We start from the raw sequence: 25,808 nt of genomic DNA on the forward strand, positions 1-25,808 counted from the left end.
CGCTTTTCCCCGTTTATGAAGCCCCACATCCTGCTTGTTTTCATCACGCGATTCGAGGAATGCCAGGCGATGCTCAAGGGCATCGTGCACTACGAGCGGCTGCATCATCCGTGGACGTTTTTCCTGGATGACGAGGCGCGCGCCGAGTCCGACCCCACGTGGTTGCGCAGCCAGAAATGGCATGGAGCGATCAGCCGCCACACCACGGCGTCGCTGGTCAGGACCTGCGCCGAGTTGAAGCTGCCCCTCGTGGACCTGAACGACACCGCGCCGTTTCCCGGCACACCGAAAATCCGGCCGGACAACATCGCCATCGGGCACCTCGGCGCGGAGCATCTGCTGGAGCGCGGTTTCCGCACGCTCGGCTTCTACGGCTTCGCGAACGAAGGCTGGGCGCGCGAACGCCGCGAGGGTTTTCTCGAGGCGGTGACTCTCGCCGGGCAAAGCGCCCGCCTGCTCGAGGTCGAATACCCCGGCGATCTCACGCCCGCGTGGGAAAAGGAGCAAATCTCCATGCTCGTGGCGTGGCTGGGCCAGATGCCGCGTCCCGCCGCCGTGATGGCGTGCAACGACATGCAGGCGCTGCACGTGCTCACAGCCGCGCAGAACCTCGGCCTGCACGTGCCGGAGGAACTCGCCGTCATCGGGGCCAACAACGACCTCAACCGCTGCGACCTCTCGCGCCCGGGCCTGTCGAGTGTCGCGGTCAACGCCTTTCAATCCGGCTATCAGGCCGCCGAGTGCCTGGACGCGCTGATGTCGAAACGAAAACCGGAGAGCTTCGACCGCCGCATCGACCCGCTGTCCGTGGTCATGCGGCAGTCCACCGACATCCTTGCGATCAACGACAAGGTGGTCGCCTCCGCGCTCAATTTCATCCGGGAGCACGCGTGCCGCGGCATCACGGTTGACCAGGTGCTGCGGCAGGTTTTCGCGTCGCGCAGCGTGCTGGAAAAGAAATTCCGCGCTCACCTCGGCCGCTCGCCCCAGGCGGAAATCCGGCGCGTGCAGGTGGCGAAGATCAGCCAGCTTTTATACGAGACGGATTTCCCCCTGAAAAAAATCGCCGAACTCACGGGCTTCGAGCACGTGGAGTATTTGTGCGTCGTTTTCAAACGGCTCACCGGCGAGGCGCCCGGCGCGTATCGGAAACGGGTGCAGTCGGCCGCCTGACATCCTTGCGCGCAAAAAAACTTAAGTCCGAGCCGTCCGTTCACATCGACGCCCCGCCGGTTTCGTGGGACACTGGCCAGACACCCGACGACGCAGCGAGGCTCCCGCCGCATTCCGCCGCGCGGCCCCGCGTCGCCCTGCTCCCCGAAAAATGAAACTCGAAATCAAAGGTTCCCCGCTCCCCAACATTCCCTGGCAGCCGCGTGCCGCCGGCAACGAAGACTATGTCTGGCGTTACAGCGCCAACCCCGTCATCGACCGCCGCCCGCTGCCGCGCGTCACCGGCATCTACAACAGCGCCGTCGTGCCGTTTGACGGCGCGTTCACCGGCGTGTTCCGCACCGAGGGGATGGACCGTATTCCGCACCTCCACGTCGGCCGCAGCCCCGACGGGATCAAGTGGACGTTTGAGCCGAGGCGCATCGAATTTATCAATGCCGACCCCGAGGTCACGCGCCACGAATACGCCTACGATCCGCGCGTCACGCTCATCGACGGAATCCACTACGTGACGTGGTGCAACGGCTACCACGGCCCGACCATCGGCGTCGCCCGCACGCGGGACTTCGTTCGCTTCGAGCAACTTGAGAATGCCTTCCTTCCCTACAACCGCAACGGCGTGCTCTTCCCGCGCAAGCTCGGCGGCAAATTCGCGATGCTCTCGCGCCCGAGCGATACCGGCCACACGCCCTTCGGCGACATCTTCTTCAGCGAATCGCCCGACCTTGTGCATTGGGGCCGCCACCGTCACGTGATGGGCCGGGGCGGCGAGTGGTGGCAGGGCACCAAGATCGGCGCGGGCCCCTCGCCCATCGAGACGAGCGAGGGCTGGCTGCTCTTTTATCACGGCGTCATCAACACCTGCAACGGTTTCGTCTATTCCATGGGCGCCGCGCTCCTCGATCTGGAAACACCGTGGCGGCTCCGCGCGCGCCTGAAGGAATCCATCCTCACCGCCGAGGCGCCCTACGAACTCGCGGGCCTCGTGCCCGGCGTCTGCTTCCCCGTCGGCTGCCTGTGCGATGCGCCGAGCGGACGCATCGCGATTTATTACGGCGCGGCCGACACCGTCTCCGCCCTGTGCTTTTGCGACGCCAGCGAAATCGTGGAAAGGATTCTTAACGCCTGAGTTCGCCCAGGCCGTTTCGGGATGCCGCATCGCGCCCGACGCACTCGCATGCCGCCGAAAAACATCTGGCCGGGATGCAATCCCGCCATTATCGTTTATCCTGTGCCCGAATCGCCGTTTTCCCCTTGAAAAAAACATGCACGCGTTCCGCCGGTTGTCCTTTCTGCGCCTTCTGCTCCACGCAGTTCTCGCCGTTTCGTGCCGGGCGGATTTCATTGAGTTCGGCTTCACGCTCGAATCCCCCGGCCCCGAGCCGCTTCAGCGCGACATCCGCGCGCGCGTGATCGCGCCGGACGGCACGCGGGCATTGTATCCATCTTTCCACGACAACGATGCGCGCTGGCGCGTCCGCGTCCGCCCCGTGCAACGCGGCGCATGGCGCTTGGCCGAAATCGTGGAGTGTGACGAGGCCGCTGGCAGCCTCGTCACACTTAAACCCGCCGGGCCGCCGCCCCCGGCCGTCGAGGTCGCCTCGCCTTCCGTGATGCAACCCGTGCGGATCGATCCCGCCAATCCGCGCGGCTTCGCCCTGGCCGACGGCCAGCCGTATTTTCCCCTCGGGATGAATCTCGGCTGGGCGGACATGCCGGGGCACCCGGCCTATGCGGACGCATTTGCCGCCATGCGGGCCGCCGGACTCAACTGGACGCGCATCTGGATGACGCATTGGGGCATGACCAACCTCGACTGGCTGCCCGCCGCCCGCGGCCCGTCGCCCACGCCGGGAACCATCGACCCGCGCGTGGCGGAAAAATGGGACGGCATCATCGCGCTCGCGGAGCGCCACGGCGTTTATTTCCAGATGGTGCTCCAGCATCACGGCCAATACACCACGACCTCACACCCAAACTGGAACGAGAATCCATGGAACGCCGCCAACCCCGGCGGCTTCCTCTCCACCCCGGAGGAATTTTTCACCTCGCCCGATGCCATCCGCATCAGCAAGGCGAAATACCGCTACATCGTCGCGCGCTACGGCCATTCGCCCGCCATCCTCGCGTGGGAAATCTTCAACGAGACGCAGTGGACAGACCTCGCCCGGCACGGCGGCGACGCCACGCTCGGCGCGTGGCATCGCGACATGGCCGCATGGCTGCGCGCCTGCGATCCCTACCGTCATCTCGTGACGACCAGCCACGATGACCTGCGCAGCGCGGTTTACCATGCGATGGATTTTCTCCAGCCGCATCTCTACGCGGTCAACATGCTCGCCCACGCGCGGCGTTTCTCCTTTGCCCCCGGGTCGCCCGCGCGCCCGCTTTTCTACGGAGAGTCCGGCCACGACCACATGCCGCTTTCCGACGGGCAAAAAGCCGCCGGCTCCGGGCTCATCCCGCCCGTGTGGGCGAGTCTCATGGCAGGCGGCGGCGCCTTGCCCGCGCAGACCTGGTATTGGGAAAAAATCATCGGCACGCCGCGCATGGGGGAAATGCGCGCGGTCAGCACCTTCGTCGCCGCCGCGCGTCTCGCCGACCCGAAACGCCGCGCGGCCCTGCGCCCGTTTTCGCCCGCCATCGCGTGCGAGGCCTCCGTGCCGCGCATCATCACGCCGGGCCATCTCTGGGCCGCGCATGAAGCCACCACCGTCACGCTGCCCGCCGACGGACGCGACGATGTCACGCTGGCCGATCTCCCCGCCTTCATCGTCGCCGATCCCGCGCTCATCGCCCGCGGCTTCAACCGGCGCGCCGAAATCATCTTCGACAAGCGAGGGACCGATCCGGTGCGAATCGAACTCGCCGATCTCGGCTGGGCGGGCGGCGCGCTGCGTGTCTTTGTCGATGGCGCGGACGCGTTCGACGCACGCTGGGCGCTGCGTTCCAGGGAAATCCTCGCGCCGATGCCGCACACCTTCGTCGTCCCTGTTCCCGAAGGGCGGCACGTCCTCGCGATCGAGGCCGCCGGCACGGTCAAGGAGGCCAATCTCGCGTCGCTCCAACTCCGCTCCATCGACCTCACCGGCACGCTGCCCGCGCTTGCCGCCGCCGGCCTGCGCGACGAGCGCACCGTGCTCCTCTATGTCTGGCACCGCGCCGACATCTTTGCCATCGACGAGCCCGCCGAAACCTCCGGTGAAATCCTCCTCGATGACATCCCCGCCGGCGAGTGGCGCGCGACCTGGTGGAACATGCGCGAGGGAGGCCCCGCTGTGCAATCGACGTTCACGCATGCCGCGCCCGGCGGCACGCTGCGCCTCAAGACGCCGCCCATCGCGCGCCACGCGGCCTTGATCCTTGAACCCGTGCCAGCAACAAAGTAAGTCCGCTCTCCATCAATCATGCCAACCGCCACACCCACCCCATTTGCCCCTGATTTCACCTGGGGCGCCGCCACGTCCGCCTATCAGATCGAGGGCGCGCCTTCCGCCGACGGCAAAGGCCCGAGCATCTGGGACGATTTCTCCCATCGTCCCGAAAAAATCGCGGGCAACGACACCGGCGACACCGCCTGCGACCACTATCATCGCTGGCGCGACGACATCGCGCTCATGCGCCGGATCGGCCTGCGCGCCTATCGGTTTTCCATCGCGTGGGCGCGCGTGCTGCCCGAGGGCGACGGGCGCGTGAACGACGCCGGCCTCGCGTTCTACAGCCGCCTGGTGGACGGATTGCTCGATGCGGGCATCCAGCCGTGGGTCACGCTCTACCATTGGGATTTGCCCCTCGCGCTCCACCGGCGCGGGGGCTGGCTCAACCACGAGAGCGTGGACTGGTTCGGCCGCTACGCCGCCGCGGTCGCCCGGGCGCTCGGCGATCGTGTGAAACACTGGATAACGCTCAACGAGCCGCAATGCTCCATCGGCCTCGGGCTCGACCGCGGCATCCACGCGCCCGGGGACCGGCTCTCCCGCGCCGGCGTGCTCCGCGCCTGGCACCACCAGCTCATGGCGCACGGCCTGGCCGTCCGCAGCCTTCGCGAGCACTGCCGCGGCCCGGTGCAGGTCGGCCTGGCCTCCACCGGGCGCGAGCGTATCCCGGAAACGAATACACCGGCCGACATCGAGGCCGCGCGCGCCGCCTACTTCGAGGTCACCGCGGAAAAAGGCGTGGACAGCGTGCCGCTCGCGCTCGACCCGGTTTACCGCGGGCGCTACCCCGAGGCGGCGCATGCGGTTTTCGGCCGCGACATGCCCGGCATCCGCCCCGGCGACATGGAGCTCATTTCCGAAAAACTCGATTTCATCGGCTACAATTCCTACTCCGGCGAACGCGTTCGCGCCGGCGCCGACGGCCGCCCCGTCCTCGTCCCGCCACCGCGCGGCCGGGCGCGCGGCACGCTTTCCTGGCTGAACCGCGAGGACGACTGCCTCTATTGGGCGGCGCGGTTTCAAACCGAGCGCTATCCCGGCCTGCCCTTTGTCATCACGGAAAACGGCTACTGCGGCACCGACTGGATCGCGCTCGACGGCGGCGTGCACGACGCGCCGCGAATCGACTTCACCAAGCGCTACCTGCGCGGCCTCGCCCGCGCCGCCGCCGAGGGCGTCCCGGTCGCGGGCTATTTTCACTGGAGCCTGCTGGACAACTTCGAGTGGAGTGAAGGTTACCAGCCGCGTTTCGGCCTCATCCACGTCGATTTCGATGCACAAACGCGCCTGTTGAAAGATTCCGCCCTCTGGTTCGCCGGCATCATCCGGTCCAATGGCGCGGCCTTGTTCGACTGACGTTTGATTGATCATTTCCGCCATCCGGCCTTGACGGTCCCGTTCCCCGGGACCGTTTTTATTTTCCAATAATGAGAAACCGCCGCGCCGGAAATGCGCCGGAGCAATATGACTATAATTTCTCATCCGGCAGAGCGGCTCCCCGCGTTTGCGCGCCCCGCCAAATATCTTAATTGCGCGACCACCCCTCTCATTCCCAACCGGCATTTTTCGGAGTAATGTTCCGCATAGTTCCACCCCGCCTCCCCGGCATTCCCCGTCCCCGACATCGCTCCACCCTCGAAACTGCTCCCATGAACACGCACACCGGTCGCGCCCTCCCATCGCGCATTCCCCTTCTTTTCCGGAGGCTGTTTTATATAACATGCTTCCTGCTTATAAATATACTGTTAAACGGCCAGCAAGTCCCGGCGTCCGCCCCCGAAACCGAGGAGGAGACGGTTTATCTCTCCCGCTTTACCGTGACCGTGGACAAGGAATCCGACGGCTATCTGGCCAAGGACACGCTCGCCGGCACCCGCATCCGCACCGAACTCAAGGACGTGGGCTCCGCGGTCTCGGTCGTCACGGCCAAGTTTCTCCAAGACACCGGCTCCAATAAATCCGAGGACCTGCTTGTATATACAACCAACACCGAGGTCGGCGGACTCGGCGGCAACTACGCCGGCGCGGGCAACGGCCCCTACCTCGACACCGCCAACGCGCGCCTCGCCCCGCAAACCAACACCCGCGTGCGCGGACTCGCCGCCGCCGACAACACCCGCGATTTCTTCATCACCGACATCCCGTGGGATTCCTACAACGTCGGCCGCATCGATCTCCAGCGCGGGCCCAACTCGATCCTCTTCGGCCTCGGCAGCCCCGCCGGCATCATCAACGCCAGCGTCAACGCCGCCTCGTTCACCGACTCCGCCGTGGTCGAGGGCCGCTTCGGCAGTTACGGCAGCCTGCGCGCCTCGGCCGACATCAACAAGCTCCTCCTCAAGGACGAACTCTCCGTGCGCGCCTCGGTCCTCTACGACGACACGAAATACCGGCAGGATCCCGCCTTCAATCGCGACGAGCGCTACTACATCGCCGGCCGCTTCGACCCGAAATTCCTCCGCTTCGGCTCCGCCCGCACCTCGCTGCGCGTGGGCTATGAGCACGGCGACGTGAAAGCCAACCGCCCGCGCACCACGCCGCCCATCGACGCGATCACGCCATGGTTCAACGCCATGAACAAACAAACCTACGATCCGCGCACCGTCGGCCTGTCGGACGCGACCCTGATCGCCCAGGCCATCGCCAACGGCGACCTCGGCGCCGGCGCCGCGCAGCCCAACATCGACGGCAATCCCAACCCCAATTACCAGCCTTGGCTTGGCCCCGCCGGCGCGATCTACGAGAATCTCGCCACGGTCTTTCCCGATCCCCGCTCGGGCGCATGGACGGCCATCATTCCCGGCCTCGCGCTCGAAACCGGCGGCCTGGCCCCCGATGGCTCCGTTGACGGCGAGATCGAGGGCATGCCGTGGACGGTCTGGCGCGGCATCCGCAACTTCAACGACTACGCCGGCTTCGTCGGGCTGCCCAACAACAACCTCGGCGTATATAAAGCCGTCACGCTCTCCGACGACTCCATTTTCGATTTCTATGACAAGCTTCTCGAAGGCCCCAACAAGCGCGAGTGGCAGAAATTCGACTCGGTCAACGTCGCCCTCGCCCAGACCTTCTTCAACGAGAAACTCGGCATCGAGGCCGTCTATGATTATCAGAAATACGAAGAGGGCATGGCCAATCTCCTTTCCACCTGGTCGCAGGCCCTCACCATCGATGTCAACAGCCGCCTCCCCGACGGCACGCCGAATCCGAACGTCGGCCGCCCCATGGTCGTCGGCTCCAACAACAGCAATTTTTCCCGCGAGACCGAGCGCGAGTCCTGGCGCTTCACCGCCTACGGCGAACTCGATTTCAAAGACTTCATGGACCCGTCGTCGTGGCTGACGCGCCTCCTCGGCCGCCACGTCTTCACCGGGCTCTATAGCACGCACAAATACGACCTCTCCACGCGCAACTGGGCCAGCCACGCCACCGACGACGCCTATGGCGAATTGATCCGGGTGACGGGCATCAACACCAACCAGCGCCAGCTCGCCACCATCAACTACCTCGGCCCCTCCCTGCTCGACGCGTCCTCCGCCTCCGGCGCCCGCATCGGCCGGCTCGGCGCGGTGCAAAGGCCCTCCTCCGGCCGGGCGGCCATCTACGACTCGACCTGGACCGCGACCGGCGTGAGCCCCGGCGACCCGTGGACCACGCCCACCGGCGACACGTCCACCCAGTCCGAGAATCCCGCCAACTACGCCGGGTGGCGCACGATCGATGTCGGTATTTGGAACGCGGATACAGGCGACATCGACAGCCTCTACCTCAACGGCAGCATGTCGCGCGACAAAATCGAATCCACCGCCCTGGTCTGGCAGGGATTCCTCCTCGACGGCATCCTCGTGCCCACCATCGGCTGGCGCAAGGACACCCTCAAAAGCTACAAGATCGAGGCCGGAAGCGCCGACGTGAAAAACCCGAACGGCTCCATCAACTTCAACCACCCGAACTGGCGGCTCCCCGGCGCGCCCTACAACGAGGAAACCGGGCGCAGCACCAGTTGGAGCGTGGTTGCCCACACCCCGAAATGGATCGTGGACAAGATGCCCGGCCGCACCAGCCTGAGCCTGTTCTATAATCGCTCCGAGAACTTCCAGCCCGCAGGCAGCCGCGTCGACATCATGGGCAACGGCCTCGCCTCGCCCAACGGAAAGACCAAGGACTACGGCTTCGTCATCAGCACGCTGAACGACCGCCTCACGCTCAAGGTCAACTGGTATGAAACCTCCATCACCAACGCCACCCTCACCGGGCTCGGCGGCGATTACATGATCGGCGCCGCGGAGGCATGGGGCTACATGTTCGCCATGCAGGCGAGAAACGGCCACGGCTCCTTTTCCACCGGTTACGAGGCCGGCGGCGGCCTGACCAAGGAGGAGGCCATGGCCTTGCAACAAGCCGCCGTGGACGCGTTCCTCGGCAACCTCGCCCCCGAGCAATTCATGCGCGCCTGGAACTACGCCGACCAGCTCGACAGCTGGCAGTCATGGATTCAGCCCAATGCGCCCGCGGGCATGGCCGTCACCGGCGACACATTCGCCAAGGGCATCGAAATCGAGCTCACCGCGCAGCCCCTGAAAAACTGGAATATCACCCTCAACGTCTCCAAGACCCGCGCCCAGCGCCTCAACATGGCGGGCTCGTTCGCGAGCTGGATCGAGGACCGCTGGCAATTCTACCAAGGCCCCGCCGGCGACGTCCGGCTCTGGGGCCCGTGGTATGACGCCGGGGAGACCATCCGCGGAAAATTCGAGCGCGAGTTTTATTCCAACTACCGCCTCTACCGCCTCCAGGAAGGCGCCGACGTGCCCGAGCTGCGCCGGTGGCGTTTCAACATCGTGACCAACTACGCCTTCGCCGGCGGCCTCCTCAAAGGCGTGAACGTCGGCGCCGGCTACCGCTGGCAGGACAAGGTCGTCACCGGCTACGCCGTCACCGACGGCGACTTCGACCTCTCGCGCCCGTATTACGGGCCGACGGAGGACGCCATCGACTTCTGGATCGGCTACCAGCGCAAACTCACCGACAAGATCACCTGGCGCATCCAGCTCAACATCCGCAATCTCTTCGACGACGCCCGCCTCGTTCCCGTCACCGTGCAGCCCGACGGCTCGCCCGGCTCATCCCGCATCGTCGAAGGCATGGCCTGGAGCGTGAGCAACAAACTCGAATTCTAGCCGCTCCATGCTGCCATGCGATAAGTCGCCAGGCACGCAAAGGATGCAAAACCCGGTGGTTCCGCCGTCCGCCCCGCCGCACCCGGTTAATTTCCTGTCATTCCTGTGACTTGCAATACCGCTGATTGCATTAGTTATTTTTTCGTATCACAGTCCGCCATCTTCTAACCACGCATGGCCCAGACTGAACCACATCAACACACCGCCAACACATCCAATTCCGCTCCGCCGACCACCTACATTGTCGGCCATCGCAACCCTGATGCCGATTCCGTCTGCTCCGCCATCGCCTACGCCGCCTTCAAGGAGGCCCGCGGCGAACACGGCTATATCGCCGCCCGCTGCGGAAACTCCAACGACCGCATCGACACCATCCTCCGGCGCTTCAACACCCCGCTCCCGCTCTACCTCAGCGACGTCACTCCGCGGGTCCGCGACATCATGGTGCGCGACGTCGTTTCCGCCCCGATCACGGCCACCTGCGCCGAAGCCCTCGCCCTGATCGACGAGCACGACGTGCGCGTGCTCCCCATCACCGCCGACGCCCAGCATGTGCTCGGCACGCTCAGCATTTTCCAGCTCGGCGGCCACTTCGTCCCCCGCGCCCGCGAGCCCCGCGAGATGCGCAAAGTCGAGACCTCGCTCGCCCACATCACGCGCGCGCTCCACGCCCGCGTCCTCCACATCACCGATCCCGACCGCTGCGAAACCCTCTACGTGCGCGTCGGCGCGATGGACATACGCTCCTTCGGCAAATACTCCGAAAGCGCCGGCGTCCCCGACGCCCAGACCATCATCATCGTCGGCGACCGCTGGGACATCCAGCAGCGCTCCATCCAGATCGGCGTGCGCGCCGTCGTCATCACCGGCGACCTCCCCGTGGACGAGGAAGTCATCGAGCAGGCCCGCCAGGCCGGCGTCAGCTTCATCGTCAGCCCCTACGATTCCGCGACGACCGCGTGGGTCGTCCGCACCGCCTCCACCATCGACCGCCTCATCGACCGCCAGTTCTCCTCCGTCGGCCCCGACGTGCCGCTCTCCGAGTTCCGCCGCCGCGTCGCCATCAGCAGCGCCGCCGCGCACATCGTCCTCAACGACGAGGGCCTCCTTCAGGGCATCGTCACCAAAACCGACGTCCTCAAGCCCGTGAAAACGCGCCTCGTGCTCGTTGACCACAACGAGATGTCGCAGGCCGTCCCCGGCGCCCACGAGGTGACCATCACCGAGGTCATCGACCACCACCGCCTCGGCGCGCTCAACACCCAGCAGCCCATTCTCTTCATCAACGAGCCGGTCGGCTCCACCTGCACCATCGTCGCCGACCTTTTCCGGCGCGAAAACCTCACGCCCGCGCCCGACATCGCCGGCCTCATGATGAGCGGCATCATCGCCGACACGCTCCACCTCAACAGCCCGACGACCACCGAGAAGGACGTGACCCTCCTCCAATGGCTCGGCAAGATCGCCGGCGTCGATTCGCGCGAACTCGCCGACGCCATCTTCAGTTCCGGCTCCGTCATCCTCGCCAATCCTCCCGACTCCGTCATCCGCTCCGATTTCAAGATCTACCAGGAGGACGGCGTGCGCTTCTCCGTCTCGCAAGTGGAGGAGCTCGGCTTCGGCAATTTCTGGAAACACGCCAAGCCGCTCAGCAACGCCCTGCAAAAAATGCAGACCGACGAGAACCTCTCGTTCGCCTGCCTGCTCGTCACCGACATCAACTCGCAAAACTCGCTGCTCCTCGCGCACGGCGAGGAAAGCTTCATCGCGCGCATTTCCTACCCGCATGTCGAGAAGGACGAGATTTTCGACCTGCGCGGCATCGTGAGCCGCAAGAAGCAGCTCATCCCCTACCTCACCTCGCTGATCAAGGAGATGCAGACCGCCGGCTACCTCCCCCGCGACGATGGCTAGCCCGCCCGCATCCAATCGTTCTCTTACTCGTTCTCGTTCTCTCATTTTCTGTTTCTTTCCTCTTTCCTCTTTATCTTTCTCTTTATCCTTATCCTCCCGGCGGCACTGCCTGGGGAGAAGAGAAAGAGGAAAGAGAAAGAATAAAGAGGAAAGAAAATGAGAGAACGAGTAAGAGAACGAGAACGATTTTTCCCAACACCATGCCCGCCCGCACCCTGATCGACCGCCGCGACGAATTCCAGCGCGCCCTTGCCGCGTGGTATCGGCAGCACGCCCGGCGGCTGCCGTGGCGGGAGGCGCCGTCGCTTTACAAGACCGTTGTATCCGAATTCATGTTACAGCAGACGCAGGTCAGGACCGTCCTGCCGTATTTCGCGCGCTGGCTCGACGCGCTGCCGGATTTTTCCGCCCTGGCCGCCGCGCCCGAGGCGCGCGTGCTCAAGCTCTGGGAAGGGCTCGGCTACTACTCGCGCGCCCGCAATCTTCACCGCCTCGCGCGCGCCGTCGTCGCCCTGCCCGCGCCGCCGCGTACGCCGGAAGCCTGGCGCGAACTGCCCGGCATCGGCCCCTACACGGCGGCGGCCATCACGAGCATTTCCTTCGGCGCTCCCGCCGCCTGCGTGGACGGCAACGTCGTGCGCATCCTCGCCCGGCTGACGGCGGACTCGACCGGATTTCGCGATTCCGCCAGCGCGTCAAAAGCCTTCGCGGCGCTCGCCGCCGCGCTGCTCCCGCCCAAAAACCCGGGCGACCACAACCAGGCGATGATGGAGCTCGGCGCGACCGTTTGCTTCCGGCAAAATCCCGCCTGCACGGTCTGCCCCGTGCTCGATTTCTGCGCCGCGCGCCTCACCGGCGCGCCGGAGGACTTTCCGAAGCTCGCCCCGAAAAAAATCGAGCAGCGCGCCGTCACCCGCGTCTGGTGCGAGCACGGCGGACGGCTTCTGCTGCACCGCGCCGCCTCGCACGCGCGGCGCCTCGCGGACCTGCACGAACTGCCCGAGCCCGCCGCGCTCGGGCTGGAGGCGGATGCATTGGCCGCGGACGGCTCGACGCTGCTCGCAACCGGGAAACGCGGTATCACGCGCTACCAGATCACGGAAAAAATCCATGCCGCGCGCCTCACGCCGGCGTTGCAACGCCGCATCGCCGCGGAGCCCGATTCGCTGCGTTGGATTCCCCTCGATCAACTCGACACCGTCACCCTCTCCGGCCCGCACCGGCGCTGGGTGACCGAAATTCTGGCGAAGCGGAAAAAGACGGAGCCATCGGCCGCTTCGCGCGGTAGCGCGCCGTAGCGCAGGCATCCCTGCCTGCGCGAACAGACCGGATTCCAGAGGGAAGCCGGGGACTTCACGAAAAAGTTGCCAGTTGATGGCGGCAACCTGATCGATGAAGTCAAAAAAATCCGCATTCACCATCAAGCCGTTCAAGAATCGCAACGGCATGATTTCGTTCCGCGTGGCCGGCTGGCTGCTCGGCGAGCGCATCCGCAAAAACTTCAAAACCCGGGAGGCCGCCATCCTTGAGCGCGGCACCCTGCAACTCAAGCAGGCGCAGGCCGACTCGGACTTGCGCGTGACCTCCACGTTCCTTACTGAGCCCCAGTTGCGCGAGGCCGAGGCCGCGTTTCTCAAGCTCAAGGACAGGCCGCGCGCGCTGACGTTCTACCTCGACGTTGGCCTTGAAACCCATCGCGAGCCGAAGTCCGACCACCTCCTTGCCGATGCGATCGTCGCCTACGCGGAGCGCACCAAGGAAGTGACCCGAAAGCCATTTGCCAGCGGCAGCTCAATGCCATCCGCATCGAATTGACGCTCTTCAAGGAATACTTCCCCGACCGCAGCGTGGGCGAACTGACGACCGAAGAACTCCTAAAATACCTCCGCAGGGACGGAGCCGCGGCAAAGACGCAGAACAACCGCCGCGCCACCTTGTCCACGTTTTTCAAATACGCCCTCGCCCAAGGCTGGCTGCTGGAAAACCCGGCCAAGGCCATTGTCCGGCAGCGCACGGGCATAACCGGGCTCGGCCCGGCACTGAACGCCGCGCAAGCCGCGCAACTCATGGCGCACGTCGAGACCGTCCACGGCGGGGCGCTCGTGCCGTATTTCGCTCTATGCCTGTTTGCCGGCATCCGGCCCGAGGGGGAGATCACCAAGCTGCCCGCCGCCGATGTGCGGCTTGAAAACAACGCCATCACCATCGAACCAGATGTGTCGAAGGTGAACATGCGCCGCCTTGTGACCATCCAGCCCAATCTTGCGGTGTGGCTCCAAGCGTATCCGTTGGACCAATACCCTATCATTCCGTCGAAGGACAAAATGAAGAACGTGGCCGGGAAAATCACGCACATCCGGCGGCAATTCAAACTCGGGCATGACGTGTTGCGGCACACGTTTATTTCGATGCACGTTGGAAAATTCCGCTCGATGGGCGATGCGGCGTTGCAGGCGGGCAACTCGGAAAAAATCATCCGCCGCCATTACCTGAACGTGACCACGCCGCAGGAGGCCGACGCCTTCTTCAAAATTATGCCATCATGCCGGGAGCGGCATGGGGCGAAGAAGGCACCGGAAGCGAAAACGGCGGAGGCGAACACGACGCCGGGCGTCACCATTGCCGCCGCCGAGCCCAACGAGCCGGGCCGGCTCGCGGCCTAGAACGGTGGCGGTGTGGCGCGGGTGGCCGCCAAGGCCGCCTGTGCCATGCCGTCGTTTTTTGCGCCGCCCCACTTGGGGATGTGCACTCAGCGCAGACGCTCCGCTCGCGTGGACGCTGGAATGCTGCATCCCGCATTCCTCTCCGAAGCCGCCGCGCATCCGCGCGCAACCGGCCATAACGCGAATTTCCCACACGTGGGAAATTTCCTCCGAAAATCCGCCCGCAAGCCCTGCACCACGCAGGGCTTTTTACTTCTCAACCGACCCCATCCCCCGCAAAAGAAAAACGACACAGAAACGCATTCCGTGTCGTTTTTCTGGAAAACGCAGACAGTCAATCCTTCAAGTCACCTGGCTGGTGGCGATATCGCCGCCTCCGCTTTCGGCTGGACGAGCAATTGCTCGATAAATGCCTCCGTGGCCGGAAACGTTGTCCGATACGACGCGGGAAAACTGCGCATGCAACTCAGTTGGAAGGCCTGGATGTCCTCCAGCATCTCGTGCAGGCAAAACCCGATCACTGTCACGTGATGGCGGGCAAAGTGCAATTCCAGCCGTTCCCTGCCTTCCTCGCGGGCGAGACTCAGCGAGTTCAAACCAGACCACCGCAGCATCCATTCCGTTTCCTGCCACGGACAAAGCCGGATCATGGCAACGGGCTCATGCCCGTAATGCCTTTCCATGCAGTAGATGCTTGAACCTCTCTTGGCCAATAACGCTGCTTTTAAGCTCATATTCGTATTCCTCTTTGATGATGATTGTTGTTTTCCAAATATGCAGTTTCCCCATGCAGGTAATCCTGCCCGATGAAGCACTGCCTCGACACCCTGTTGCGCGCGTCAACTGACGACGCCATTCCCAGTTTCAAATCCAGGGCAAGTTCGCGCTCCCCGGCCTGCCGGACATGCTCCCGCAACGTCGTCTTGTCGGGCGTAAAAACAATCACCTGCTTTCGCCCCCGGGAGACAGACACATACCATTGATGCGCATGGGTGGCGGCCTGATTGCCGGCATCGGCCATCAACACCGTATCAACCGTCTTGCCTTGGGAGCCATAGGAGGTCACCGCATACCCGCGCACGAAAAGCCGCTGGGCGGGCTCCATCGTTTTCTCGATTCCCCTCGCGTCCTTGACCACGACGGCTCCGTCATCCGCGATGCTTTGCACGGTGACCAGTTCGCCGTTGTTGATGCGGTGGCCCTCGCGCGAGTTACCGTTGAACTTGACCTGCAAGCGGTCTCCCGGGGCGACTTCCAAGGACACGGGCATTGCGGCGATAAAACGCTCCGCATAACGGAAACTCACCCTGCTGGATACGCCGTCCTTTTCCAGAATGACGCCATGGTCATCCGTCCCGACCACGGGGCAAATGTCCCCCTTGGCAAACCGGCCGTAACCACGAACAAAACACACATGGTAGTCGGACTGGTAAAATCGAGGGTCCACTTTCTGGGCCGCATTCAGGTCAACAGGCTGGCAGGTGTCGATGCGCACTCCGCGACCAATGATGCCTGCTTCAAACAATTTCGCCCTGATTGCCTCATTGGTTTGACGAACCTCCTCCCTTGTTTGGGCGACTGCCAGCACCCGCTCTTTTCGCTCAACGGCGGCCAGATATTCCGAGGCAAGCGCATTTCGATAGTCCTCGACGGCGACTTCGCGGATGCAGCCCAGACGATCCAAAGCGTCAAACGACTCCACGGTTTTCCCCTCCGCCGCCAGCTTCACCGCGTTTCTGTAATGACGGATGAACGCGCGTTCCGCCGATGTCCCGGCCCGCGACGGGTCCTGCCTTCGGATCGACCGGAGCACGGCCGGTTTCAGTCCGGCATGTTTTTCAATGGCACGCAGCGCATCGGAAAACGCAACGGCTCCATGCTGCCGGGTGTCCCCGGACAGGATCAGCCGTCCGCCGTTCGATTGCACGACACAAATCAATTCAGCGAGCTGTTGCGCCCCGACCTGCCCGGCCTCATCCACCATCACGACCGCGTTTGGAGGCAGTTGCTTTCGCTGCAAAAACGACGCAAGCGTTTCGGCCTCCAGCCCGTCCGCCTGCAAGTCCTGCGCTTGCTGGCGCTGGGGCGTCAGCACCACGACTGCTTTTTGCGCAGCCGCCAGCCCCCGCTCCACTTCTTTCAGGGTAAAACTTTTTCCCGTTCCGGCACCACCGCGAAACAGAGTGATAAAATCACAACTGCCGAGGATCTTTTTTACGGCCATCGCCTGTTCATGCGAAAGCGCCGGAGACGCCTGATAGTTTGGATTCAGCGCGGGAAACCGTCCGCGCCCATCGGCGGCGGCCATCACGACTGCCAGTTCGCAATTAAAAACTTCGCGCACCGTGAGCTTGTCCGTTCCCGGCTCTTTCAGATAACCGCGCTCCGACAGGGCCTGACGCAACGCATCAAGATCGAAGTCCAGTCCGCGTCCACGCTCCAGGGCGGCGGCCAGCAACTCATGCTCATGGACGACGGAGCGCCGCTCAAAAAGATACTGCTCGGCCCATTGCATGATGCCAGGCAGGTCCGGCTTTATCGCCGGCAGGGGCGCTATCGTCGTCAATGCTTTCAAGGAGGCGACTTCTTCGGGTGGCATTTCCCCGCGCCATCGGGCACGCAACCGCTCCGCATTCGAGTTCTTCAGTTTTCGTCGGCGGTTTCCATGGGCGATTTGTTCACGCAGGTCTTTGATGCTGACATTGGTGGTTTCAAGAGGAGCCTTGCCTTCCTGCAACAGACGGCGCGTCTCCTCGTCAATTTGATGATGCCTTTTGGAAAACCGCTCAATGGCACTGGCGGGGACGTTCTTGATCTCAAAGCCCGTGGGGTGGTTGAGGATTTCATAGCCGAGGGCGCGCAGCCCTTTGGCCAGTTCATGCCGGTAAAGGTTGGTGGCAAACCGATGCGCCCGATACATGCCCGAAGGCTCCAGCGCCTTCCACCTGTCTTCCACCGGGTCAAAGGTCGCGTTCATGACCACGCAGTGGGTGTGCAGATGCGGGTCGAGTTCCCGGCTCGTCTCATGGCGGAAGCACGCGCTGATGATGTTTCCGGTGACCCGTTCGCCGTTTTTACTGGATTTGCGCACCCGCGTTTCCGCACACTTTTCGAGCTCCGACAGGGCCAGGCGAACCGCCTTTTCGTGCAGCCCGACAATGCGCTCATCCTGATAAAGCGCGACAATGGAAACGCTTTTTGGCGGCGCCATCGTGAAGTCAAAAAAGACGCGCCGGTTGGCCTTGGCCCGACCACCCTCGCGCCTGACCGAGTTCATGCGCTGGCCTAATTTTAACCCCGTTTGCGGATGCAATCCCTCGCACAAGGCGATGAAGGATTTTTCCGTCACGGGGCCATCCAGGCCGAGTTTGTCAGCACCTTGGCCGAGCCATTCGCCGAGGACTTTCTTGTCCTCGGAATAATAGTCGCCCAGCCCCAAGTGCTCGCGAAAATACTGCCTTGCCGTTTTCAGGTTATATTGGATTTTTGTCTGTATCATGGTCGCATTTGCCGACACGGCGGCCATGCACTTATGAAACGAAGCCTCGTTTTTTTGGTTGAGACACTTACCCTTGCGCGCCCGCAACGCGGAGTCTTTCATAAGTGAGGTGCATGCCGGTCGCACTTGCGACCGCGTCAACCGAAGCGCTTTTTCTTCAATCTGTGAAAACGAACACGCGCACCGGACATGGACAAATGCGGCCGCGCTGCGCTGTTTCGGCCCGCCATTGTCCGCCGGTAATGATCAGGCATGGGAACACGGTATTTGCTCCAGCTCTTGGGAGCTTCCTGCAAGCACCGCGATCCCATGCCGTCCGGGTTGAAAACTGGCACTCGCCTGTTTGTTATGGGAGGCTATTCAGAAAAACACTTCCGGAGAATTTGTAGAGAGGCCGGAGGTCCGGCGGATGGATTCATGCGAGAGTTTGCCACGGACGGGTGCAAGTCTTGCGCAGAGCAAGCACCAGCCTGTTTGACAAACCACATGGCGGGGCAACTGGAGGGCAATGGCGTTTTCGGACTTCCGTTTTGGTTCGGTGGCGATGCCGAGGCGCGCATACGCCTGCCTCAAACTCATGCCAGCAAAGGCGGATGTATCCGCAACCGTGCGGGCAAGTTTCATGTAGCGTTGGGCAGTGCGGACCCTTGAAATTGGCCTCCAGCCACAGAAGCCATGAGCCCGCATCCATCTGTTTGCGAACCCGGTGTTTTTCGGCGAGGAGCAATTTGCCCGCCTGCCATGCCGCCGACAAGGCTTCATCGAGCAGTGTCCGCGACTGGCTGGAAATCGCTTCCACGCGGGAGTGCAGCTGGTTGATCTGTTCGGCGGCAGAAATCCTTTCGCATGTGTTCATGCGGTGGATGATATTCCATCATTTCATCGGGAAATAGGGCGCTTAGGTGTAATTTGCCGGGTTTCCGGAGAAAGATGCCGCCCAAATATAGCCGCTTAGGTATCAAAGGCTCGCGTCCCTCAATTCCGGTCCGTCATCGCCGCCGCCCCATACCGCGTAACGAAACCAACCGTCCCGCGACAGGTTCAACGTTCCGAACGACTCGGGCGACAAATTCAGCCCGCCGACCACCACGATGCGCCGCGCCGGGTTTTTCGGATGGCGCATGACCGCTTGAATGGCGATGCCGTCGCCAAACCATGACCGTTCGCCCCAAGTGATGCCGTCTCCTGTTATCGTCACGCCCAGTCCCCTGTCCAACTCGCGCCAGACCGAGTTCGTCCGTGCGTTGCCGATGAGCACGAGATTGAGTTCCGCATTTCTCTGCCGCCAGTTCGCTATCCATGACCATCCGGCATCCGCTGAAATGGGTTTTCCGCCACCCGGCTTGAATCGCCTCCGCGACGGTGGCGTTGGCCGCGTTCTCCTCATCGTTTCCCGTCGACCCGATCACCACCCAAAATTTCTCTGTCAGCACGTCCTGCACCGAGCCCCGGCGGACGCGCTCCGCGCCATCCTCCCAGCTAATTCCAGCTGCTGCGCGGCCCATTCAATCAAATCCTCCCATGCGCCCAAATGTGCCGACCTTCTGGGCGGCGTTTCAAACGCACAGGCGCGCTGCACGCACGGCCTTGGTTACGAATGCCTTTGATGTTTTCAAATCCCATGCCCCGGTTCGTTGCCGCCGTCGTTGATGATAAAAACATCGGGAGTTTTTCTTTAGAAAAGCACTCATCCGATCTCCTCTCATAAACCATTCCCGAAATTCCTTTCTTTCGAAAAAGCGGCCACAAGGTTTCGGGGCATGTTTTGGTCGAGGACAAATTCCGGTTCAGGACGGCGATCCCGGCAAAACGTCCGCCAGCTTGCGCAGGCATCGAAAGCCAGCGGTGCGCGCTGCACATGCCCATCAAGGTCACGCGATTGCGATCAAATAGATAATTCCGGCCAACCGCTTCCAGCACCTCCGCGAGATGGGCGGATTCCATCGGCAGGCCGGTGGGTCGGTTGTGATAGCGGACCAAAGCAAAATGACGCCGTGCCTTTCCGCGAGTTTGGCCATTCGGTCCGCCAGATGATGATCGTCCAGAAACGGACTTTCCAAAAGGGTTTGGCGGCGGAAACGGCGGTGGGAAGAATGACGACAAGCGGCAGAGCGGAAGCGTCCTTTTTATAGCAGGAAGGAACATATATCCGGTAGCATTGTTGGGAATCGTCGATTCTTGATACAAAACCATTCAAATGCAGGCCGGTCACATGGGAAAACGGCTCGCCCCGGCGGACTCGCATCAATGCCTCCTGTGTGATCCATAGCTCATGCACAAACCGGCGCTCCCAACCGCGCCTGCCGCCAATCGGATCGGGATTTCGCCCTTCCCTGCATTGTTTTTCTCAAATTGGGAGGCAAGGAATCCAAGCCGGGCCTTGAGTGCCGCAAAACCGCCATGCTCCTGCAAACGGAAAGGAAGGGCGTCTATTTCCAAAAGGGCGTCTTGAAGCGCATGCGCCGGGTGTCCGACAAGCAGCCTTTCATAATATTCCTTGCCGTTGACCTCAAGCACCACCTTGTGCAGTCCGCTTTGCGCAGTTGCCTTGTCCCATTGCACCTTGTTGCCCACCAGCCCCCCTGTCCGTTCGCCCGTGATTGAACGGACATGCCCGGTAAATTTGACAGAGAAAGGCGCGCCTCTGGGGGCGGCCGCCACTGGCTCATCAAATGTATAATAAATATTCTTTCTCATGATGGATTTTTCGAGCGAGGATTGCGCCGCAAGCGTGGCTTGGGCGGTTTTTACTCCGGCCAGGGACAAGTGCGCGCAAAATCCCCACAAGGTATCCTGCCTTGGTATTTTCACCACGACCAGATTGTCACCCGGTGCAATCGGCACTTTGGTCAAATCCCTGTATATGAACAGGGATCGCCTGCCCTTGGGGGCGAAAACACGTTTCCCGTTCGCAAACACCCGGGACACGCCCGTGCTGCCGATCAGCATCCATGCGTTGGTTTTTTTGGTCGATGTTACATTGAACGCGACATAGGCGACCATTCCATCCGTTTCCTTTGATTCCGGTTGGTTGAAAGCATGATTAAAATCAACAAAATGGCGGCGCTCGTTCATGACGAACCACTTTGATAATCGTGCCCTCCCCATCCGGCACCCTGATGGCTTTTAATTTCTTGGAAAATTCATCCACGCTGGCGATGCTTTCGCTTAGATTGACGCGCTCCAGATAATCAATCTTGTCAAAATCCTCCCCTTTTTTGATTTGAAAAGGCCCAATGACCAAGTGGTCTTTGATCTCTGCTCCGATAGATTTTGAAACCACCACCGGCAGGCGGACGCCGCTTGGCGCGGGTTCCTTTTCAGACGCGGCATGAGCGCTGAAACGTCAAGGAAATCGACGCCAGAACAAGACCGAAAACCTGTCTTGAATGCAATGCGGCCCGGCCAATGATTTTGACCACAGATAGACACGAATCAAAACAGGCATTAACATTTGTTGCTTCATGATATTATTGGATTTTATCCGCATCTATTTGCGTTCATCTGTAGTTAAATCAAGTGGTGTTGGCCTTAATCTTCAAATCACACCGTGGCGCTGTCTAGCGGACGAGCGTTACCTCCCGTTTTGTAACTCCCATCGCAGGCGCTTCCAGTCTCCGTCCGGTGGCTTCATTTTCATCGTCACCCGGTTTCCGGCGCGAAAATAATCGTATTTGGTATCGTTGATTTTCTCTACACTGAAAGGTTTTCAAGGAATCGCCTCGTCCATATCCTCTGTTTGCCTTCCACGAAACATTCATGTCCTTGGCTCCGATTCGCCTTACCCGCTCGACCAAACCGTTTTTGTTGTAAGAAAGCTCGATGATTGCGGTCCGATCTCCTCGTCGATGATCCGCGCCATCCGCCCCTGCTCGTCCTCGACAACACATAACGGTTTTCCCGCAGCGCAGCACCGACGGATTTTCGCTTGCGCTCCATTCCACGGACGCCAGCACCCGGTTTCCGGCGCGAATTTCGGCAATTTTGCCACCGTTGGCCTTGACCGAGAGGAGCTTGTTACAGCCATTTTGCCTCCACCCGGTGTTTCCCATAAAATTGCCGGTCTCGCGCTCCCACACGGAGGTCTCGAAGGGCGCAAATGAAACCGGCTGCCCGGCGCGACGTAATCTTCCGTTTCTGTCGCGTGGTCAATAAGCACCTCGAAAGAAATCCTCCGAAAACTCGACTGTGCATAGCTTGATGCGCAGAAACAAATCTCCGTCCTGATTCAGATCGCCCAGCGCCGTAGCTGCGCGGGCAAAACGGATTCGCGAGAATAATGCCCGTCGAGAACCAGATAAAGGGCAATACCGCTGAAAAACACGGGACCGCGCTTTTTCCGCATGTAAAATCGTTGCGTCACCAAAAAATCCTTTCGCTTGATTGATGACATCCATGCCGCAAAACCACCGAGCGAGCCGCTTTCCGTTGCATGATGCCGGCCCGGGTTTTTTTCTCCATGCTGCATCTCCGCCCGTGCTGTCATATTTGGGCAACCACACCGTCATTAAAATTTCTTTCGGTGGCATGACAAACCCGCCGCGCGGGTGAATCACAAGCCAGCGTTTGGTCCCTAGCGGCGGCAAGCTGGGCAGCCAGCGGACAGCGTTGCCAAATACGGCGATGTCATAATTGCCCATGGGCAGAGTTTCGGGCGGGGCGCGCCTTGGGTCAAGAATCACAAATTCGCGATACAGCGGACTGGCTGACAGCATCGCCCGCAATTTCTTGCCGTATAATGTGCCGAGTTCGGCCCGGTCGCAGAAAACCAGCAGCTTTTGCGCATCCGCCGAAACCTCTCCGCCGGGCGTTTCTGTTTTTATGAGCCTGATCGCGCCACCTTCCGTCAACCCCGCCCGTAAATCATAATCACCCACGTAAAGCCTGCCCCAGCCCCACAAGCCCGCCAGCGCCAACGCGGCGAAACACGCGGTTCCGCTTGCCAGCTTCGCCCAAGGCAGAACGCGTCGGAGGACAAAGGCACGGTGCACAGCACCACGACATTAAACAGGACAATCCAGTTTACCGTCATGTAATCCTGCGCTGTGCAGGTCAGTCCGCACAGCAGCAGCAGCAGTGACACCGCCGCGCAAATTCCGAACGCGGAGACATAATGCGGACAGTCAGATTTGCCTGCTGTTAGCACAGACGGACTTGGCAGTCGGGCCACGGCAGACGCCAAACCATACCGACGCCATCACCATAAACCCAAAAAACAACACCAACCCCAACGCCGGCAACCCCCGCTCCACCGCAATCTCAAGATAGCTGTTCAACAATCCCGTGTAGGAATAGTTCAGGCGCTCGGGCTGATACCACTGGCTGAAAAAATGCCCGCTCTCCCCGATGCCGATTCCCGTTAGCGGTTCAATAAAACTCATCGGCCCCGCCGCCCGCCATAATTCGAGGCGGTTGAGGATGGAGGCATCGCCGCCGCCTACCATATCCCCTATGCGCTTACCCGCCGGAAATATGAAAAGCGAAAGAAGCAGGGCCATCAATCCGGTCACGCACGGCACGGCGGCATGCCTGCGTAAAGCCAGACCATGGCGACGCGTCAGAAAGAAAATCGCGATGAATAACAATAATCCCGCGAGAATCGGCCCACGCGAACCGGTGAGAGCAAGGCAAACCGCCGCCCCTGCCGCCATGATTGACACAACAACACGCAGCGCACGATGGAGGAAGAGCAACAGGGCAGGCACAGCCATGCGACCATCGCCGCCATGACCATCCCGCATTCTATCGGCGACTCAAAGCACGCCCGCCACCTTTCATTCGAGAAAAATTGATTTATGGAAACCCATGGTTGGAATGTGGTTTGCATATCCCTAGCCATTGTATTATTCCATGCCGATAACCTCGCCCTCGCCGATATCAACGCGGAGACGGTCGTCATAGCATGTCACTTTTTTGAAATCGCGGCCTATTCCCGTGATCGCCCCCTCTGCCTTTGCACCATCCTCCGCCACCGGGGCGGCTGTTCGCAGGCGCACATGGTAGGTGGTGGAAAGCGGCATTTCACAGTCAGGAGCATGGCTGAAAGTCCTGCGAATTTCCAAAAGCTCCAGTTCCACGCCCGCCGTGTCGCGCACCCTGATCCCGTCGCAGAAAATCGTTTTATAGTCAACGAGGTCGCCCGTGGACATATCGACCATGTATTCGATTCTCCGTTCCTGCCTGACACCATAGCCCTCGTTTTTTATATAGAACCTGTTGAATTTATAATCAGATCGATGGTGCGTCAGGAATGTATATTTTAATACATTGCCAAGGGCTTCCATATGGCACGAACCGTGTTTAATATTCGCCTCCAGTGCCTTTATCCATTCCTTGCGCTTTTTCTTTTTTCCGTATAACTTGAGCGCACCTTCCGCGATGGCATTTTTTTGCTTCTCAGTGGGCGGACTGTTGTGAAGAAGAACCATAGCGCGTCTTTCCGCCGGCGGTTTCGCGGCATTATAATGATATATCGTTTTGGCGATTCTGCCGTCCGGGCGGTCGTATGTTTCCTTATAGGTGTATGATTTGCAGGAAAAAGAAAAACGGTCCATCTTGGTCGCAGCCTCAATGAGCGGTTTGAATTCGTCCCGTTCGCTGGCTTTCCCGTCGCGAACGGCGGCGGGTTTGATTGCCACGACGCCGCTCCCCGTCGGCGGCATGAAATTCGGGTCCGCATGCAAACTGGCTTTCCCCAACGCCGGGGGAACAGTGACGGGTGTGATTGCGGCGACATTGGCTCCCATGTGCGGCGAGGTGTGCGCATCCGGCCCCGGCTGTTTTTTCCCCGGCAAAACGCAGCCAGTTGTCGCGGATGCCAGAAATAGCAGGCAGACAATTGCCTGCGCGAAGCATGCTCGCCATTTTCTATTCAGAAAATTTGATTCATGGAAATCCATGGTTGAAATACTGCCTGCATGGTCATGCCCCTATCCTTGCCCAATGATAGGTGTTATTTCGGGCCATCATCGACAATCATGCCTTCGCCAATATCCACACGAAGACGGTCATCGTAACACGTCACTTTTTTATAATCGCCGATGATTCGCACAAGCGTCCTGTCCACCTGCCTACCGTCCGCATCGGGCGACTGGCATCGCAGCCGGTATGATCCAGAAACGGGAATGACATTAGCTGATATATAATTATAGGTTCTGACCACCTCCAAGAGTTTCAATTTCGATCCGGACATATCCTTTATGTCCTTGCCATCGAAAAAGAAAATCCTGTATCCAACAAGGTTGCCTGTGGTTGTATCAACCTCGTATTCAACCCTTCTTTTTTTCGAATGGCTAAAATGGCCCCTTATGTTGAACCCGGAAAGGCTGTAATTTATGACATGCCGCGTCATGAACACATATTTAAATATATTTTCATTGATTTCCATGTGACAGGCGCCACGCTTGATGTTCCCCTCCAGTTCTTTCATCCACGCCCTAGGCATTATTGTTTTTTCCCCATAGGCTTCCACCATTCTTCTGGTGATTAACGCCTTGAACTCATCGGAGGGGGGCGCGTTATTATAAATAATTATCTCAACCCGATCTGCGGGGCTTTGTGATGCGTCAAAGCGGGTGATTGTCCTGAGATTGCCAGCACTGGGAGAATCATATGTTTCATCGATGGTGAATGCCGTGCAGCTGGAGGCAAATATATCCATTTTTGTTACCGCAGCAACCAGCGGCGTCAGCGCATCCCGGTGAATCATCTTCCCAAAGATGCCGTCGGTTCGTTTGATTGTTAAAATATTTCCATCGGGCGGGACGCTGCCTTCGCGCATTGGCGGCGTAGCGTTTTCCCCTGCACGAATCCTTTCTCTTTTCGGCAGGACGCATCCGCCCGTCATAATGGCGGCCAGAAATAGATAGAAAATAAACTGTCGTGATGCGGGCATTGTGGATTATTTATCGTCATTTAGCGTTTGAGAATGAAATGCCCCCCG

22 protein-coding genes are annotated in these 25,808 nt (G+C 60.8%); 10 read left to right on the forward strand and 12 right to left on the reverse strand.

All coding sequences use genetic code 11. From position 1 onward, the window contains the following. Positions 1–15: 15 nt before the first annotated feature. The 10 genes from OH491_RS05160 to OH491_RS05205 all read left to right on the forward strand — a co-directional run bounded on the left by OH491_RS05160 (position 16) and on the right by OH491_RS05205 (position 14,367). Positions 16–1,173: a XylR family transcriptional regulator gene (locus OH491_RS05160; protein WP_068769031.1), complete on the forward strand. Its 1,158-nt coding sequence runs from the start codon at positions 16–18 to the stop codon at positions 1,171–1,173. Positions 1,174–1,178: 5 nt separating this feature from the next. Beyond that, entirely contained in the window at positions 1,179–1,328 is a 150-nt protein-coding gene (locus OH491_RS05165; protein ID WP_342750888.1) for a hypothetical protein, read from the forward strand. Beyond that, positions 1,325–2,302, forward strand: coding sequence for a glycoside hydrolase family 130 protein (locus OH491_RS05170; RefSeq protein ID WP_068769030.1), 978 nt, complete (start codon positions 1,325–1,327; stop codon positions 2,300–2,302). The genes OH491_RS05165 and OH491_RS05170 overlap by 4 nt, the downstream gene beginning before the upstream one ends. A gap of 136 nt (positions 2,303–2,438) precedes the next feature. Continuing rightward, positions 2,439–4,562, forward strand: coding sequence for a cellulase family glycosylhydrolase (locus OH491_RS05175; RefSeq protein ID WP_068769029.1), 2,124 nt, complete (start codon positions 2,439–2,441; stop codon positions 4,560–4,562). Positions 4,563–4,580: 18 nt separating this feature from the next. Next, the gene (locus OH491_RS05180) at positions 4,581–5,966 is read left to right on the forward strand and encodes a GH1 family beta-glucosidase (RefSeq protein ID WP_068769028.1); all 1,386 of its coding nucleotides are present in this window, start codon (positions 4,581–4,583) and stop codon (positions 5,964–5,966) included. Positions 5,967–6,259: 293 nt separating this feature from the next. Then, positions 6,260–9,790 (forward strand): TonB-dependent receptor plug domain-containing protein, encoded by a 3,531-nt coding sequence (locus OH491_RS05185; protein ID WP_068769027.1) that lies wholly within the window; start codon positions 6,260–6,262, stop codon positions 9,788–9,790. A gap of 174 nt (positions 9,791–9,964) precedes the next feature. Further along, the gene (locus tag OH491_RS05190; protein ID WP_068769026.1) at positions 9,965–11,704 is read left to right on the forward strand and encodes a putative manganese-dependent inorganic diphosphatase; all 1,740 of its coding nucleotides are present in this window, start codon (positions 9,965–9,967) and stop codon (positions 11,702–11,704) included. A gap of 200 nt (positions 11,705–11,904) precedes the next feature. Further along, positions 11,905–13,002, forward strand: a complete 1,098-nt coding sequence (locus OH491_RS05195; protein ID WP_068769025.1) for an A/G-specific adenine glycosylase — start codon at positions 11,905–11,907, stop codon at positions 13,000–13,002. 94 nt (positions 13,003–13,096) lie between these two features. Continuing rightward, positions 13,097–13,519, forward strand: coding sequence for a hypothetical protein (locus tag OH491_RS05200; protein ID WP_342750889.1), 423 nt, complete (start codon positions 13,097–13,099; stop codon positions 13,517–13,519). Continuing rightward, positions 13,516–14,367 (forward strand): hypothetical protein, encoded by an 852-nt coding sequence (locus tag OH491_RS05205; protein ID WP_342750890.1) that lies wholly within the window; start codon positions 13,516–13,518, stop codon positions 14,365–14,367. Before OH491_RS05200 ends, OH491_RS05205 begins: the two co-directional genes overlap by 4 nt. A gap of 347 nt (positions 14,368–14,714) precedes the next feature. On the opposite strand, the gene OH491_RS05210 is transcribed toward OH491_RS05205, so the two are convergent. The 12 genes from OH491_RS05210 to OH491_RS05265 all read right to left on the reverse strand — a co-directional run bounded on the left by OH491_RS05210 (position 14,715) and on the right by OH491_RS05265 (position 25,760). Next, the gene (locus OH491_RS05210; protein WP_145928589.1) at positions 14,715–15,101 is read right to left on the reverse strand and encodes a hypothetical protein; all 387 of its coding nucleotides are present in this window, start codon (positions 15,099–15,101) and stop codon (positions 14,715–14,717) included. Next, entirely contained in the window at positions 15,098–17,968 is a 2,871-nt protein-coding gene (gene mobF, locus OH491_RS05215) for a MobF family relaxase (RefSeq protein ID WP_342750891.1), read from the reverse strand. The genes OH491_RS05210 and mobF overlap by 4 nt, the downstream gene beginning before the upstream one ends. Before the next feature lie 313 nt (positions 17,969–18,281). After that, complete coding sequence (locus tag OH491_RS05220; RefSeq protein ID WP_342750892.1) at positions 18,282–18,722, reverse strand: hypothetical protein; 441 nt, start codon at positions 18,720–18,722, stop codon at positions 18,282–18,284. Between the two features lie 102 nt (positions 18,723–18,824). Beyond that, the gene (locus tag OH491_RS05225; RefSeq protein ID WP_342750893.1) at positions 18,825–19,124 is read right to left on the reverse strand and encodes a hypothetical protein; all 300 of its coding nucleotides are present in this window, start codon (positions 19,122–19,124) and stop codon (positions 18,825–18,827) included. Between the two features lie 251 nt (positions 19,125–19,375). Then, positions 19,376–19,810, reverse strand: coding sequence for a hypothetical protein (locus tag OH491_RS05230; protein WP_342750894.1), 435 nt, complete (start codon positions 19,808–19,810; stop codon positions 19,376–19,378). Between the two features lie 300 nt (positions 19,811–20,110). Next, complete coding sequence (locus OH491_RS05235; protein WP_342750895.1) at positions 20,111–20,941, reverse strand: hypothetical protein; 831 nt, start codon at positions 20,939–20,941, stop codon at positions 20,111–20,113. Further along, positions 20,916–21,149 (reverse strand): hypothetical protein, encoded by a 234-nt coding sequence (locus OH491_RS05240; RefSeq protein ID WP_342750896.1) that lies wholly within the window; start codon positions 21,147–21,149, stop codon positions 20,916–20,918. The genes OH491_RS05235 and OH491_RS05240 overlap by 26 nt, the downstream gene beginning before the upstream one ends. A 277-nt stretch (positions 21,150–21,426) precedes the next feature. Then, positions 21,427–21,918: a hypothetical protein gene (locus OH491_RS05245; protein ID WP_342750897.1), complete on the reverse strand. Its 492-nt coding sequence runs from the start codon at positions 21,916–21,918 to the stop codon at positions 21,427–21,429. Between the two features lie 96 nt (positions 21,919–22,014). Continuing rightward, positions 22,015–22,782, reverse strand: coding sequence for a hypothetical protein (locus OH491_RS05250; RefSeq protein WP_342750898.1), 768 nt, complete (start codon positions 22,780–22,782; stop codon positions 22,015–22,017). A gap of 207 nt (positions 22,783–22,989) precedes the next feature. Further along, the gene (locus OH491_RS05255; RefSeq protein ID WP_342750899.1) at positions 22,990–23,577 is read right to left on the reverse strand and encodes an O-antigen ligase family protein; all 588 of its coding nucleotides are present in this window, start codon (positions 23,575–23,577) and stop codon (positions 22,990–22,992) included. 132 nt (positions 23,578–23,709) lie between these two features. Next, positions 23,710–24,765 (reverse strand): hypothetical protein, encoded by a 1,056-nt coding sequence (locus OH491_RS05260; RefSeq protein ID WP_145928992.1) that lies wholly within the window; start codon positions 24,763–24,765, stop codon positions 23,710–23,712. 53 nt (positions 24,766–24,818) lie between these two features. Continuing rightward, entirely contained in the window at positions 24,819–25,760 is a 942-nt protein-coding gene (locus tag OH491_RS05265; protein ID WP_145928991.1) for a hypothetical protein, read from the reverse strand. Between the last annotated feature and the right edge of the window lie 48 nt (positions 25,761–25,808).

The organism is Termitidicoccus mucosus (assembly GCF_038725785.1).
GTDB classification, from domain to species: domain Bacteria; phylum Verrucomicrobiota; class Verrucomicrobiia; order Opitutales; family Opitutaceae; genus Termitidicoccus; species Termitidicoccus mucosus.

Coding starts and splice junctions, on each gene's coding strand:
- OH491_RS05220 (WP_342750892.1), bottom strand. CDS start 18,722: ATGAACACATGCGAAAGGATTTCTGCCGCCGAACAGATCAACCAGCTG.
- OH491_RS05160 (WP_068769031.1), top strand. CDS start 16: ATGAAGCCCCACATCCTGCTTGTTTTCATCACGCGATTCGAGGAATGC.
- OH491_RS05185 (WP_068769027.1), top strand. CDS start 6,260: ATGAACACGCACACCGGTCGCGCCCTCCCATCGCGCATTCCCCTTCTT.
- OH491_RS05210 (WP_145928589.1), bottom strand. CDS start 15,101: ATGAGCTTAAAAGCAGCGTTATTGGCCAAGAGAGGTTCAAGCATCTAC.
- OH491_RS05230 (WP_342750894.1), bottom strand. CDS start 19,810: ATGGAATCCGCCCATCTCGCGGAGGTGCTGGAAGCGGTTGGCCGGAAT.
- OH491_RS05175 (WP_068769029.1), top strand. CDS start 2,439: ATGCACGCGTTCCGCCGGTTGTCCTTTCTGCGCCTTCTGCTCCACGCA.
- OH491_RS05180 (WP_068769028.1), top strand. CDS start 4,581: ATGCCAACCGCCACACCCACCCCATTTGCCCCTGATTTCACCTGGGGC.
- OH491_RS05200 (WP_342750889.1), top strand. CDS start 13,097: ATGAAGTCAAAAAAATCCGCATTCACCATCAAGCCGTTCAAGAATCGC.
- OH491_RS05245 (WP_342750897.1), bottom strand. CDS start 21,918: ATGGGAAACACCGGGTGGAGGCAAAATGGCTGTAACAAGCTCCTCTCG.
- mobF (WP_342750891.1), bottom strand. CDS start 17,968: ATGAAAGACTCCGCGTTGCGGGCGCGCAAGGGTAAGTGTCTCAACCAA.
- OH491_RS05195 (WP_068769025.1), top strand. CDS start 11,905: ATGCCCGCCCGCACCCTGATCGACCGCCGCGACGAATTCCAGCGCGCC.
- OH491_RS05170 (WP_068769030.1), top strand. CDS start 1,325: ATGAAACTCGAAATCAAAGGTTCCCCGCTCCCCAACATTCCCTGGCAG.
- OH491_RS05265 (WP_145928991.1), bottom strand. CDS start 25,760: ATGCCCGCATCACGACAGTTTATTTTCTATCTATTTCTGGCCGCCATT.
- OH491_RS05190 (WP_068769026.1), top strand. CDS start 9,965: ATGGCCCAGACTGAACCACATCAACACACCGCCAACACATCCAATTCC.
- OH491_RS05260 (WP_145928992.1), bottom strand. CDS start 24,765: ATGGATTTCCATGAATCAAATTTTCTGAATAGAAAATGGCGAGCATGC.
- OH491_RS05235 (WP_342750895.1), bottom strand. CDS start 20,941: ATGAACGAGCGCCGCCATTTTGTTGATTTTAATCATGCTTTCAACCAA.
- OH491_RS05255 (WP_342750899.1), bottom strand. CDS start 23,577: ATGGCTGTGCCTGCCCTGTTGCTCTTCCTCCATCGTGCGCTGCGTGTT.